This is a genomic window from Micromonospora sp. KC213 (assembly GCF_004348325.1).
In the GTDB taxonomy this organism is placed as follows: Bacteria; Actinomycetota; Actinomycetes; order Mycobacteriales; family Micromonosporaceae; genus Micromonospora.
This window is the reverse complement of record NZ_SMKF01000062.1, coordinates 1-12,724: the sequence shown is the minus strand read 5'-3', so window position 1 is coordinate 12,724 and position 12,724 is coordinate 1. Positions and strand designations below refer to the sequence as shown.

Here is a 12,724-nt window from a genome sequence, read left to right as displayed (position 1 = left end):
TATCCGTTCTCGGCGGTGCTCGGCATGGACGACATGCGCCTGGCGCTGCTGCTCAATGCGGTCAGCCCGGCCATCGGCGGGGTGCTGGTGCGGGGTGAGAAGGGCACCGCCAAGTCCACCGCCGTCCGGGCCCTGGCGGCGCTGCTGCCACCGGTGGACCGGGTGGCCGGCTGCCGGTTCGGCTGCGACCCGGCCGTACCCGACCCGGGCTGCCCGGACGGGCCCCATCCGACCGCCGCGCCGGCCGAACGCCGCCCGGCCCGCCTGGTCGAGTTGCCCGTCGGCGCCGCCGAGGACCGGGTGGTCGGTTCGCTCGACCTGGAGAAAGCCCTGGCCGAGGGGGTACGCGCCTTCGAGCCGGGCCTGCTCGCCGCCGCCCACCGGGGCGTGCTCTACGTCGACGAGGTGAACCTGCTCCACGACCACCTGGTGGACCTGCTCCTGGACGCCGCCGCGATGGGCCGCTGCCACGTCGAGCGGGAAGGCGTCTCGGTCAGCCACGCCGCCCGGTTCCTGCTGGTCGGCACGATGAACCCGGAGGAGGGGGAACTGCGCCCCCAGCTACTCGACCGGTTCGGGTTGACCGTGGAGGTAACTGCCAGCCGTGACCCGGCGGTCCGCGTCGAGGTGGTCCGTCGCCGGCTCGCCGCCGACGCCGACCCGGCCGGGTTCGCCGTGCGGTGGGCCGAGGCCGACGCGGAGGTGGCTCGCCGGGTGGCCGCCGCCCGGCGGCGGTTGGATCGGGTGGTGCTGCCCGACGCGGCCCTGCGGCAGATCGCCGAGGTCTGCGCGGCGTTCGACGTCGACGGGATGCGCGCCGACATCGTCACCGCCCGCGCCGCCGTCGCGCACGCCGCCTGGCAGGGCCGGGAGCGGGTAACCGCCGAGGACGTGCGGGTCGCTGCCCGGCTGGCCCTGCCGCACCGCCGCCGCCGTGACCCGTTCGACAGCCCCGGGCTGGACGACAAGCGCCTCGACGAGGCGTTGGACCGGGCCCGGGAGGAACACCCCGACGACCCGGACGACGACGGTGGTCCCGGCCCGGGTGGCGGCCCCACCGGCCCCGACCACGATGACCCCTCCGGCCCGGGCGACGGCGACCGTCCCGGCCCGGAGCACGACGACGGTCCCGGCGACCCCACGGGGCCGGGCACCGGGTCCGACGGACCGGATCGCGGCGGTGACGACGTGACCGGCACCGCAGCGCCGGACGGTCCCGCAACCGGCCAGCCCCGGCACGGGGCCCGGGCGGCCTCGACGCAGCCGGTCGCCGTACCGGACCAGGGGTTGCGGGCCCGGCTCCTCACCGCCACCGGTGTCGGGGACGGGGTGCCGGGCCGGCGGTCCCGGGCGCGGACCGGGCGGGGCCGGACCACCGGCGCGCGGCTACCCGCCCGGCGGGCCGGCGCGCTGCACCTGCCCGCCACCCTGCGGGCCGCCGCCCCGCACCAGCACGGGCGGGGCCGGCGCGGGGGACCGCTCGTGCTGCGCCCCACCGATCTGCGGGAGGCGGTCCGCGAGGGACGCGAGGGCAACCTGGTGCTCTTCGTCGTCGACGCCAGCGGGTCGATGGGCGCGCGGCAGCGGATGGCGGCGGTCAAGGGGGCGGTGCTCGCCCTGCTCACCGACGCCTACCAGCGTCGGGACAAGGTCGCCGTGGTCGCCTTCCGGGGCACCGGCGCGCAGACCCTGCTGCCGGCCACCTCCTCCGTGCTGGCCGCCTCGACCCGACTGGCGGACCTACCCACCGGGGGACGTACCCCGCTCGCGGAGGGACTGCTCGCGGCAGCCGACCTGCTGCGGGTGCAGCGGCTGCGCGACCCGAAGCGCCGGCCCCTGGTGCTGGTCGTCACCGACGGCCGGGCCACCGCCGGGCCACACCCGCTGGACCGGGCCGCCCGCGCGGCGGCGGTGCTCGCCGCCAGCGGTGCCTCCTGCGTGGTCGTGGACTGCGAGTCAGGCCCGGTCCGCCTCGATCTGGCCGGCCGCCTCGCCGCCCAGCTCGGCGCGGCCCACCACCGGCTCACCGAGGTCGCGACCGCCCCGCTGGCCGATCTCGCCGCCGGCCGCCCCACGGGTTCGCGCCGGCCGATTCCCGGCCCGGGCGGCACCCGGGCGTTGTCCGCCACGACCATCACCGGGAGCGTTGCCTGATGCCGCAGGGAAAGCCCGCACACGTGCCCGCCGACGGGTTGACCACCCGACAGCGGCGCAACCGGCCGCTGACCATCGTCCACACCGGGGCGATGAAGGGAAAGTCGACCGCCGCGTTCGGGCTGGCGCTGCGCGCCTGGACCGCCGGGCTGTCGATCGGGGTGTTCCAGTTCGTCAAGAGCGCCAAGTGGCGGGTGGGTGAGGAGGCCGCCTTCCGGGCCCTCGGCGAGGTGCACGAGCGCACCGGCCAGGGCGCCCCCGTGGCCTGGCACAAGATGGGCGAGGGATGGTCCTGGATCCAGCGCGGCGGCGAGGCCGACCATGCCGCCGACGCCCTGGAGGGCTGGCGGCAGATCCAGCGTGACCTCGCCGCGCAGCGCCACGGCCTGTACGTGCTCGACGAGTTCACCTACCCGATCAAGTGGGGCTGGGTCGACGTCGACGAGGTGGTGGCGACCCTGGCCGAGCGGCCCGGCTTCCAGCACGTGGTGATCACCGGACGGGACGCCGACCCCCGGCTGGTCGAGGCCGCCGACCTGGTCGCCGAGCTGACCAAGATCAAGCACCCGATGGACGCCGGCCAGAAGGGCCAGAAGGGGATCGAGTGGTGAGCGACGCCTGGGCGCTACCCCGGCTGGTCGTCGCCGCACCGGCCAGCGGGCACGGCAAGACCACCGTGGCCACCGGGCTGCTCGCCGCGCTGCGCCGCCGGGGCCTGACCGTCAGCCCGCACAAGGTCGGCCCCGACTACATCGACCCCGGCTACCACGCGCTCGCCGCCGGTCGCCCCGGGCGCAACCTCGACCCCTGGCTGGTCGGCGAGGACCGGATCGCGCCGCTGCTGCGGCACGGGGCGACCCTCCCCACCCCCGCCGACGTCGCGGTCATCGAAGGCGTGATGGGGTTGCACGACGGCGCGGTCGGGCGGGGCGGGTACGCCTCCACCGCGCACGTCGCCCGGCTCGTCGACGCGCCGGTGCTGCTGGTGCTGGACACCACCGCGCAGGGCCGCTCCGCCGCCGCGCTGGTGCTCGGCATGCGCGCCTTCGACCCCGGCGTGCGCATCGGCGGGGTGATCCTGAACCGGGTCGGCTCGCCCCGACACGAGCGGCTGCTGCGCGACGCGCTCGCCGAGGTGGGCGTACCGGTGCTCGGCGCGGTCACCCGGGCCGCCGAGGTGGCCGCGCCCGCCCGCCACCTCGGGCTGGTGCCGGTCGCCGAACGGGCCCCGGAGTCGGTGGCTGTCGTGGACGCGCTGGCCGCCCTGGTCGAGGCCACCGTCGACCTCGACGCCGTGTTGGACCTGGCCCGTACCGCACCGCCGCTGACCGTCCCCGGCTGGGATCCGGCCGACGCCGTCGGCGGCCCGGCCGGCGGACGCCGCCCGGTCGTCGCGGTCGCCGGCGGTCCGGCCTTCACCTTCTCGTACGCCGAGACGACCGAGCTGCTCGCCGCCGCCGGGGCCACCGTAATCACCGTCGACCCGCTGCGTGACCCCGCCCTGCCGGCCGGCACCCGGGCGGTGGTCGTCGGCGGCGGCTTCCCCGAGGTGCACGCCGAGGCCCTCGCGGCCAACAGCGGGCTCCGCGCCGACCTGGCCGACTTCGACGGGCCGATCGTGGCCGAGTGCGCCGGACTGCTCTACCTGGGCGAAACCCTCGAAGGTGTGCCGATGTGCGGGCGGCTGCCGCACACCGCCCGGATGACCGGCCGGCTCACCCTCGGCTACCGGGACGCCGTCGCCGCCGCCGACTCCCCGGTCCACCGCGTCGGCGAGCCGGTACGGGGCCACGAGTTCCACCGCACCGTCACCGATCCGACGCACGGCGAGCGGCCGGCGTGGCACTGGGACGGCACCGCGCACGGCTTCGTCACCGGCCGGGTACACGCCTCCTACCTGCACACCCACTGGGCGGGCCGACCGCAGGCCGCCCGCCGCCTGGTCGAGGCGGCGAGCCGGTGAGCGCCACCCGGCCGGGTCGCCCGCCGACCGCCCCGTCCGGCCCGACACCCACCCCGTCCGGCCCGACAGGTGCGGGGCGCGCGGTGAAGGTCTCGCAGCGCGCCGGGCCGGAGCCCGACGCGGCTCCGGCTGCCCTGCTGACCGGCGTCGGCGTCGGCCCGGGCGAGGCGGACCTGCTCACTGTGCGGGCGGTGCGGGTGCTGCGGGAAGCGGACCTGGTGGTCGTACCGGTGATGGACCGGCCGGGGGCGGACGGCGACGCGCCCGCGGGCCGCGCGGAAGCCACCGTGCGCGCGTACGTCCCGGCGGAGCGGCTGCACCGGCTGCCGTTCGCCCTCGACGACACCGGCGGCGTCACCGCCCGCCGGGAGGCCGCCTGGGACGCCGCCGCGGCGGCCGTGGTCGCCGCCTTCGACGGCGGCGCCCGGTCGGTCGCCTTCGCCACCATCGGCGACCCGAACGTCTACTCCACCTTCGGCTACCTGGCGCAGAGCGTGCGCGCCCTGCGCCCGACGGTGCAGGTTCGGTCCGTGCCCGGGATCACCGCCATGCAGGACCTCGCCGCCCGCAGCGGCGTGCCGCTGTGCGAGGGCCGGGAACCGCTCACCCTGCTGCCGGCCACCGCCGGCGCGGCACTGGTCGAGGACGCACTGGCCGGCCCCGGCACCGTCGTGGTCTACAAAGGCTGGCGCCGCCACCCTGAGCTGATCGAGGCGCTGCGGCGGCACGGCCGGCTGGCCGACGCGGTGCTCGGCCGCAGCCTCGGCCTGCCCGACGAGCGGATCGGCCCGCTCGACGGTGCCGACGACGACCTGCCGTACCTGTCGACGCTGCTGGTGCCCGCCCGCCGGGACCGGCGGGGAGGAAAGCTGTGACCAACGGAAAGGTGTGGTTCGTCGGGGCCGGCCCCGGTGCCGCCGACCTGCTCACCCTGCGCGCCGCCCGGGTCATCGGCGAGGCGGACGTGGTGGTCTGGGCGGCCAGCCTGGTGCACGCCGACGTGCTCGCGCACGCCCGCCCCGACGCCGAGATCGTCGACTCCTCCCAGCTGCCCATCGAGGGGGTGCTGCCGCTGTACCGGCGGGCCGCCGCCGACGGGCTGACCGTGGCCCGGATCCACTCCGGCGACCCCGCGCTGTGGGGCGCGGTGCAGGAACAGCTCGACCTGTGCCGGGCCCTCGATCTGGCGGTGGAGGTCGTCCCGGGGGTTTCCTCGTTCACCGCCGTCGCCGCGATCGTCGGCCGCGAGCTGACCATTCCCGAGGTGGCCCAGTCGGTCATCCTCACCCGGCTCGAGGGCGGCAAGACGCCGATGCCGGCGGGGGAGCGGGTCCGCGAGTTCGCCCGGCACGGCACCACCATGGCGCTCTTCCTCTCCGCCGCCCGATCCGGGCAGGCACAGGCCGAACTGCTCGCCGGCGGCTACCCGCCGGACACCCCGGTCGTGGTGGCGTACCAGGCCACCTGGCCGGACGAGCTGGTGGTCCGCTGCACCCTCGGCGGGTTGGAGGCCACCGTCAAGGAACACAAGCTGTGGAAGCACACCCTGTTCCTGGTCGGTCCGGCGCTCGCCGCCGCCGGCACCCGCTCGCACCTCTACCACCCCGGGCACTTCCACACCTACCGGCGGGCCGAGCCGGCGGCCCGGGCCGAGCTGCGCCGGGCGCGGGCCGCCGCCGACACCGACGGCGTCGCTCGGACCGCCGCCGGCGACGGGCCACCCCGGTGACGTACGCCGAGCCGCCGCTGCGGGAGCCGGACCTGCCGCGCACCGCGAAGGTCCGACCCACCGCGCTGCGCACCGGCTGGACCACCGGGGCCTGCGCCACGGCGGCGGCGAAGGCGGCCGTCACCGCCCTGGTGACCGGGACACCACCGAAAGAGGTGGAGATCGGGCTGCCCGCCGGGCGGCGGGTCACCTTTCCCGTCGCCCGCTGCGACCTCACCCCGCCCCCGCAGGCGCGGGCCGAGGCGGTGGTGGTCAAGGACGCCGGGGATGATCCGGACGTCACCCACGGCGCGCACCTGACCGCCACCGTCTGCTGGCGCTCGGAGCCGGGCCTGCGCCTGGACGGTGGTCCGGGCGTCGGCACCGTCACCAAACCCGGGCTCGGCCTGGCCGTCGGCGGCCCGGCCATCAACGACACCCCGCGCCGCATGATCGGCGAGGCGGTCGCCGAGGTGGTCGACCTCAACGCGGTGGGGGTACGTGTGGTGATCAGCGTGCCCGGTGGCGAGCAGATGGCCCGCAAGACCACCAACCGGCGGCTGGGCATTCTCGGCGGTATCTCCATCCTCGGCACCACCGGCGTTGTCCGTCCCTTCTCCACCGCCTCCTGGCGGGCCAGCGTGGTGCAGGCGGTGCAGGTGATGGCCGCGCAGGGGGAGCGGACCGTGGTGTTGTGCACCGGTGGGCGTACCGAGCGGGCCGCCCGTGGGTTGCTGCCGGAGCTGCCCGAGGTGTGCTTCGTGGAGGTCGGCGACTTCACCGGCGCGGCGGTCACCGCCGCGGTCACCCATGGCATGACCTCGGTGGTCTTCGTCGGGATGGCCGGCAAACTGGCCAAGCTGGCCGCCGGGATCCTGATGACCCACTACACCCGCTCCAAGGTGGACCTGTCGCTGCTCGGCGCGGTCACCGCCGAGGCGGGCGGGGACGCCGACCTGGTCGCGGCCGTCGCCGCGGCCAACACCGGACGGCACGCGTACGAGCTGTGGGAGGCCGCCGGGCTGCTCGGCCCCGCCGGGGACCTGCTCTGCCGCCGGGTAGGCCAGGTGCTGCTCCGCTTCGCCGGGCACGACGTCGACGTCGACGTGGCGATGGTGGACTTCGCCGGTTCCCGGGTGGTCGCCTCCTCCGGGCGGTGGACGGCGTGACCGGACCGCAACCCTCGGCCGCCGGTGAGCCGCTGGTCAGCGTGGTCGGCGTCGACGCCGGGGGAGCCCCGCCGCACCCGGTCGTCGCGCCGCTGCTGGCCCGGGCCGGGCTGGTCGTCGGGGCGGCCCGGCACCTCGCCGTCGTGCCGGTGCCGGCGGGCGCGGCGACCATCGTGCTCGGGCCGCTCGCTCCCGCCCTCGAGCGGCTCGCCGCCGCCGTCGTCGCCGGCACGCCGGCCGTCGTCCTGGCCAGCGGCGACCCCGGGTTCTTCGGTATCGTCCGGCGGCTGCGTGCCGCCGGGTTGCCGATACGGGTGCTGCCGGCTGTTTCCAGCGTCGCCGCCGCCTTCGCCCGCGCCGGCCTGGACTCAGACGGTGCGGCCGTGGTCACCGCGCACGGGCGGGATCTGCGGCCCGCGCTGAACGCCTGCCGGGCGCTGCCCGCCGTCGCGGTGCTCACCGCCCCCGGGGCGGGGGCCGCCGAGATCGGCGCGGGACTGGTCGGCTGGCCCCGGCATCTCGTCGTCGCCGAACATCTCGGCACCGACGCGGAGCGGGTCACCTGGACCACCGCGGAGGCGGCGGCCGGGCGGGCCTGGGCCGACCCGCACGTGCTGCTCAGCCTGGCCCCGGCCGACGTTGCCGGTCCGGGCAGCCCGGACCCGACGGGCGGCGAGGCCCCGGCCGCCGAGGCCGGGCCGGCCGGCGGGCACCTGCCGCCCGGCGTCGGGTCGGTGCGCGGCGACAACCAGCCGGCCGCCGCGCCGGCCGGGGGCTGGGCGCTGCCCGAGTCCGCGTACGACCACCGCGACTCCATGATCACCAAGGCGGAGGTGCGAGCTCTCGCGGTGGCCCGGCTCCGTCCCCGCCTCGGCCGGCTGATCTGGGACGTCGGCGCGGGCAGCGGCTCGGTCGGCATCGAGTGCGCGCTGCTCGGCGCGGCGGTCATCGCCGTCGACCGGGACCCGACCGCGCCGGTCGCCGCCAACGCCGCCCGACACGGCGTACACCTTCGGGTGGTGACCGGCGAGGCCCCGGCGGCCCTGCGCGGGCTGCCCGACCCGGACGCCGTGTTCGTCGGCGGGGGCGGCACCGACGTGCTCGACGCGGTGGCCGTCCGCCGGCCCGACCGGGTGGTGGTCACCCTCGCCGCCCTGGACCGGGTCGCCCCCGCCGTCCACCTGCTGCGCGCCGCCGGCTACGCCGTCTCCGGCAGCCAACTCGCCGCCGCCCGTCTGGCCGACCTGCCCGGCGGTTCCGTCCGACTCGCGGCCACCAACCCGGTGGTCGTCCTCACCGGGGAGCGCCCGTGACCAGCCCTGCCACCCGCCGCGTCGGACTCGTCGCGGCCACCGCCGCCGGCCACCGGCACGCCCGGGTCCTCGCCGACGCCTGGCCGCACGCGCGACTCGTCGACGCCGACAGCGCCGCCGACGCGCTGCGCACCGCCTGGGCCGAGTGCGACGCGGTGGTGGCGTTCCTGGCCACCGGTGCGGTGGTGCGGGTCCTCGCGCCGCTGCTCGGCGACAAACGCACCGACCCGGGCGTGGTGGTCGTCGACGAGGCGGCCCGGCACGCCGTCGCCCTGCTCGGCGGGCACGGCGGCGGCGCCAACGCGCTGGCCGCCGAGGTGGCCGTGCTGCTCGACGCCCGGCCGGTGGTCACCACCGCCACCGACGCGGTCGACCTGCCCGGGCTGGACACCCTGGGCTGGCCGGTCGAGGGCGCGGTCGCCGCCGTGTCCCGGGCGATCCTCGACGGCGCACCGGTGCGGCTGGTCGCCGACGCCACCTGGCCGCTGCCCGCCCTGCCGCCGAACGTCCGCGCCGACGCCCCCGGCGACGCCCACCGGCTGCTGGTCACCGACCGGGTCGTGCCGCCCGACGGGCGGACCGCCGTGCTGCGGCCCCCGTCCCTGGTCGCCGGGGTCGGCTCCAGCCGCGGCGTCGCCACCGCCGAGGTGACCGACCTGCTACGGCGGACGCTCGCCGCCGCCGGCCTGGCCCCGGCCAGCCTGCGCTGCCTGGCCAGCGTCGACCTCAAGGCCGACGAGGCGGGCATCGTGGCGAGCGCCGAGGCGTTCGGCGTACCCCTGGTGACCCGGCCAGCGGCGCGGTTGGCGGCGGTCGACGTGCCGCACCCCAGCGAGGTGGTCCGCGCCGCCGTCGGCACCCCCAGCGTCGCGGAGGCCGCGGCGCTGGCCGACGGCGGAACCCTGCTGGTGCCGAAGACCGCCTCGGCGATGGCCACCGTCGCGGTGGCCCGGCACGCCCCGCGCGGCCGGCTGGCCGTCGTCGGTCTCGGCCCGGGCGCGGCCGACCTGCGCACCCCCCGCGCCGTCGCCGAACTGCGCCGGGCCGCCGTGGTCGTCGGCCTCGACCAGTACGTCGACCAGATCCGCGACCTGCTCCGCCCCGGTACCCGGGTGCTGGCCAGCGGCCTCGGCGCCGAGGAGGAACGGGCCCGGGCCGCCGTCGCGGAGGCCACCGCCGGGCACGCCGTGGCGCTGGTCGGCTCCGGCGACGCCGGTGTGTACGCGATGGCCAGCCCCGCCCTGGAGTACGCCGACGACCGCATCGACGTGGTGGGCGTGCCCGGGATCACCGCCGGGCTGGCCGCCTCGGCGCTGCTGGGCGCCCCGCTCGGGCACGACCACGTCTATCTGAGCCTGTCCGACCTGCACACCCCGTGGGAGGCCATCGCCCGGCGGATCACCGCCGCCGCCGAGGCGGACCTGGTGGCGCTGCTGTACAACCCGCGCAGCCGGGCCCGGGACTGGCAGCTCGACGCGGCCCTGAAGACCTTCGCCGCACACCGCCCCCCGGACACCCCGGTCGGGGCGGTGCGCAACGCCAGCCGCGAGGGCGAACGGGTGCACCTGGCCACCCTGGCCACCTTCGACCCGGCGGTGGTCGACATGTACAGCGTGGTGGTGGTCGGCAGCTCGCAGACCCGGATGGTGGGCGGGCGGATGGTGACCCCGCGCGGCTACCGGTGGCGGTCGTGACCGCGCCGGTGACCGTCGACGCCTGCCAGGGCTGCGGCGCGTGCCTGCTCACCTGCCCGACGCACGCCATCTGGCCCGTTCCCGGCGGACTGACCGTCCGCGCCGACCGGTGCACCGGCTGCCTGGAGTGCCTGGAGATCTGTCCGGTGGACGCCATCCGCGCCACCCCCGACCCGCGAGGAGACCGATGACCTCGACCCCGACCCGCCGGTACGGCGCCGACCAGCCGGCGGCCGGCGCCCCCCTCGTCGTGGGGCCGGCCCGATGACCCGGGTGGTGCACCCGATCGAGCAGGAGTCGTACCGGATCCTGCGCTCCCGGGTCGACCTGACCCACCTACCGCCGTTGACCCGGGCCGTCACCGAGCGGGTGGTGCACGCCAGCGCCGACCTCGACTACGTCACCGACCTGGTCTGCGACGAGCCGGCCCTGGCCGGCGGGCTGGCCGCGCTGCAGGCCGGGGCACCCATCGTCACCGACGTGTGGATGGTCGCCGCCGGCATCACCCGGGCCGGTCGGGAGATCGTCTGCCCGGTCGCCGAGCCCGCCGCCGCCGAACTGGCCCGCGCCACCGGCCTGACCCGTTCGGCCGCCGCCGTCCGGGTCGCCCTGGACCGGGTGGGACCGGGCGCGGTGTGGGTGGTCGGCTGCGCCCCCACCGCGCTGGCGGAGCTGATCACCGTGGCTGCGGCGCCCGCCCTGGTGGTGGGGTTGCCGGTCGGCTTCGTCGGCGCTGCCGAGTCCAAGGCGGCACTGCGGGCCAGTGGCCTGCCGGCCGTGTCCAACGTCGGCGAGAAGGGTGGCTCGGCGGTTGCCGCCGCCGCCCTCAACGCCCTGCTCTACCTGGAGGAAACGCCATGACCGCGCTGGTCATCGTCGGGCACGGCACGCGCAGCGCGGCCGGGGTCGACCAGTTCGCCGCGCTCGTCGACCGGGTCCGCCGCCGCGCCGCCGGCAGCGTCGGCGACGTCGAGGGCGGCTTCATCGAACTGTCCCGCCCGCCGCTCACCGACGCGGTGACCACGCTGGTGACGCGGGGCCACCGCAGCCTGGTCGCGCTGCCCCTGGTGCTCACCGCCGCCGGCCACGGCAAGGGCGACATCCCCGCCGCGATGGCCCGCGAGCAGGCCCGCCACCCCGGCCTGACCTACCGGTACGGCCGCCCGCTGGGCCCGCACCCGCTGCTGCACACCGCGCTGCAGGAGCGGATCGACACCGCCCTGGCCGGCGCGGACCGGGCCGACACCTGGGTGGCCCTGATCGGGCGGGGCTCCACCGACCCGGACGCCAACGCCGAGGTGGCCAAGGTGGCCCGGCTGCTGTGGGAGGGCCGCGGCTACGCCGGCGTCGAACCCGGCTTCGTCTCCCTCGCCGAGCCGTCGGTGCCGGCCGTGCTGGCGCGGCTGCGCCGGCTCGGGGCCCGGCGCATCGTCGTCGCCCCGTACTTTCTCTTCGCCGGGGTGCTGCCGGACCGGATCGTCGCCCAGTCGCAGGCGTTCGCCGCTGGGCATCCCGACCTCGACGTACGGGTGGCCGACCTGATCGGCGACTGTGACGCGCTGGCCGACCTGGTGCTGGAACGGCACGCCGAGGCGCTGCGCGGGGATATCCGGATGAACTGCGACACCTGCGCGTACCGGGTGCTGATGCCGGGCTTCGCCGACAAGGTGGGCCGGCCGCAGACCCCGCACGACCATCCCGACGACCCGGTGGGCGGTCACCACCATCACCACCATCTGCACGAGGGCGGCCACCACCACCATGGGCCGGGCCTGCGCCCCGGGCAGGTCGCCGTCGTGGGCGGCGGGCCCGGCCCCGACGACCTGATCACCGTACGCGGCCGGGCGCTGCTGGACAGCGCGGACGTGGTGGTCGCCGACCGGCTCGCCCCGCAGGGCCTGCTCGCCGGCCTCCGCCCGGACGTGCTGGTGATCGACGCCGCGAAGGTGCCGCGCGGACCGTCCATGGCGCAGGACGCCATCAACGCCGCCCTGGTCGACCACGCCCGCGCCGGGAAACGGGTGGTCCGGCTCAAGGGTGGCGACCCGTACGTCTTCGGCCGGGGCCACGAGGAGGTCCAGGCGTGTGCGGCCGCCGGGGTGGAGACCGTCCTGGTACCCGGGGTGAGCAGCGCGCTCGCCGCACCCGCGCTGGCCGGCGTCCCGGTCACCCACCGGGGGGTCGCCCACGACCTCACCGTCGTCTCCGGGCATCTGCCGCCGGGGCACCCGGAGTCCCTGGTGGACTGGGCGGCGCTGGGCCGGGCGCGGGGCACCCTGGTGCTGATGATGGCGGTCGACACCATCGCCAAGATCGCAGCGGTGCTGCTGGAGCACGGCCGCGCGCCGGAGACCCCGGTGCTGGCGGTGCAGGACGCCGGGCACCCGGGACAGCGGACCTGGGCGTCCCGGCTGGACGAGGTGGGCGACCTGACGGCCCGGGAGGGTATCCGGCCGCCGGCGGTTGTCGTCCTCGGCCCGGTGGTGGCGCTGCGCGACTGACCGGCGGGCAACGGGGCTGTCCCGTCGGTCACGTTGCGATCAGGGGGTGGTCGGTGGAGCCCGCACTATCTAGTGTGGGCCGGACGTCGGTGGAGGGAGACCGGGTGTTCGTGTTCGTCGCGGTCGTGTTCGGGATAGCCGGTCTGATCCATCTCTACCTGTGGCATCGGCTGGTGCGCGGCACCACTCGCCCCGGCCGGTGGCGGCGGGCGGGGCGAGTGG

The 12,724-nt window shown here is 77.1% G+C and carries 10 protein-coding genes and 1 pseudogene; all 11 read left to right on the top strand.

Going from position 1 to position 12,724, the window contains the following annotated elements; all coding sequences use genetic code 11:
• A pseudogene (locus tag E1166_RS14905) lies at positions 1–2,061 on the top strand (putative cobaltochelatase); the annotation flags it as partial.
• 92 nt (positions 2,062–2,153) lie between these two features.
• Positions 2,154–2,765, top strand: a complete 612-nt coding sequence (cobO, locus tag E1166_RS14900) for a cob(I)yrinic acid a,c-diamide adenosyltransferase (RefSeq protein ID WP_132339371.1) — start codon at positions 2,154–2,156, stop codon at positions 2,763–2,765.
• Positions 2,759–4,117, top strand: coding sequence for a cobyrinate a,c-diamide synthase (locus E1166_RS14895; protein ID WP_132339369.1), 1,359 nt, complete (start codon positions 2,759–2,761; stop codon positions 4,115–4,117). Before cobO ends, E1166_RS14895 begins: the two co-directional genes overlap by 7 nt.
• A 134-nt stretch (positions 4,118–4,251) precedes the next feature.
• The gene (gene cobI, locus E1166_RS14890; protein WP_132339391.1) at positions 4,252–4,992 is read left to right on the top strand and encodes a precorrin-2 C(20)-methyltransferase; all 741 of its coding nucleotides are present in this window, start codon (positions 4,252–4,254) and stop codon (positions 4,990–4,992) included.
• Complete coding sequence (gene cobM, locus E1166_RS14885) at positions 4,989–5,846, top strand: precorrin-4 C(11)-methyltransferase (protein WP_132339367.1); 858 nt, start codon at positions 4,989–4,991, stop codon at positions 5,844–5,846. Before cobI ends, cobM begins: the two co-directional genes overlap by 4 nt.
• The gene (locus E1166_RS14880) at positions 5,843–6,994 is read left to right on the top strand and encodes a cobalt-precorrin-5B (C(1))-methyltransferase (RefSeq protein ID WP_132339365.1); all 1,152 of its coding nucleotides are present in this window, start codon (positions 5,843–5,845) and stop codon (positions 6,992–6,994) included. The genes cobM and E1166_RS14880 overlap by 4 nt, the downstream gene beginning before the upstream one ends.
• Complete coding sequence (cbiE, locus tag E1166_RS14875) at positions 6,991–8,307, top strand: precorrin-6y C5,15-methyltransferase (decarboxylating) subunit CbiE (RefSeq protein ID WP_243710350.1); 1,317 nt, start codon at positions 6,991–6,993, stop codon at positions 8,305–8,307. Before E1166_RS14880 ends, cbiE begins: the two co-directional genes overlap by 4 nt.
• Positions 8,304–10,001: a precorrin-3B C(17)-methyltransferase gene (gene cobJ, locus E1166_RS14870; protein WP_132339361.1), complete on the top strand. Its 1,698-nt coding sequence runs from the start codon at positions 8,304–8,306 to the stop codon at positions 9,999–10,001. The genes cbiE and cobJ overlap by 4 nt, the downstream gene beginning before the upstream one ends.
• Positions 9,989–10,192: a 4Fe-4S binding protein gene (locus E1166_RS14865; RefSeq protein ID WP_132339359.1), complete on the top strand. Its 204-nt coding sequence runs from the start codon at positions 9,989–9,991 to the stop codon at positions 10,190–10,192. The genes cobJ and E1166_RS14865 overlap by 13 nt, the downstream gene beginning before the upstream one ends.
• 73 nt (positions 10,193–10,265) lie before the next feature.
• Positions 10,266–10,862 carry a precorrin-8X methylmutase gene (locus E1166_RS14860; RefSeq protein WP_132339357.1) on the top strand — a complete coding sequence of 199 codons (597 nt, stop codon included), beginning with the start codon at positions 10,266–10,268 and terminating at the stop codon, positions 10,860–10,862.
• Positions 10,859–12,502, top strand: a complete 1,644-nt coding sequence (cobA, locus tag E1166_RS14855) for a uroporphyrinogen-III C-methyltransferase (protein ID WP_132339355.1) — start codon at positions 10,859–10,861, stop codon at positions 12,500–12,502. Before E1166_RS14860 ends, cobA begins: the two co-directional genes overlap by 4 nt.
• Positions 12,503–12,724: the final 222 nt, after the last annotated feature.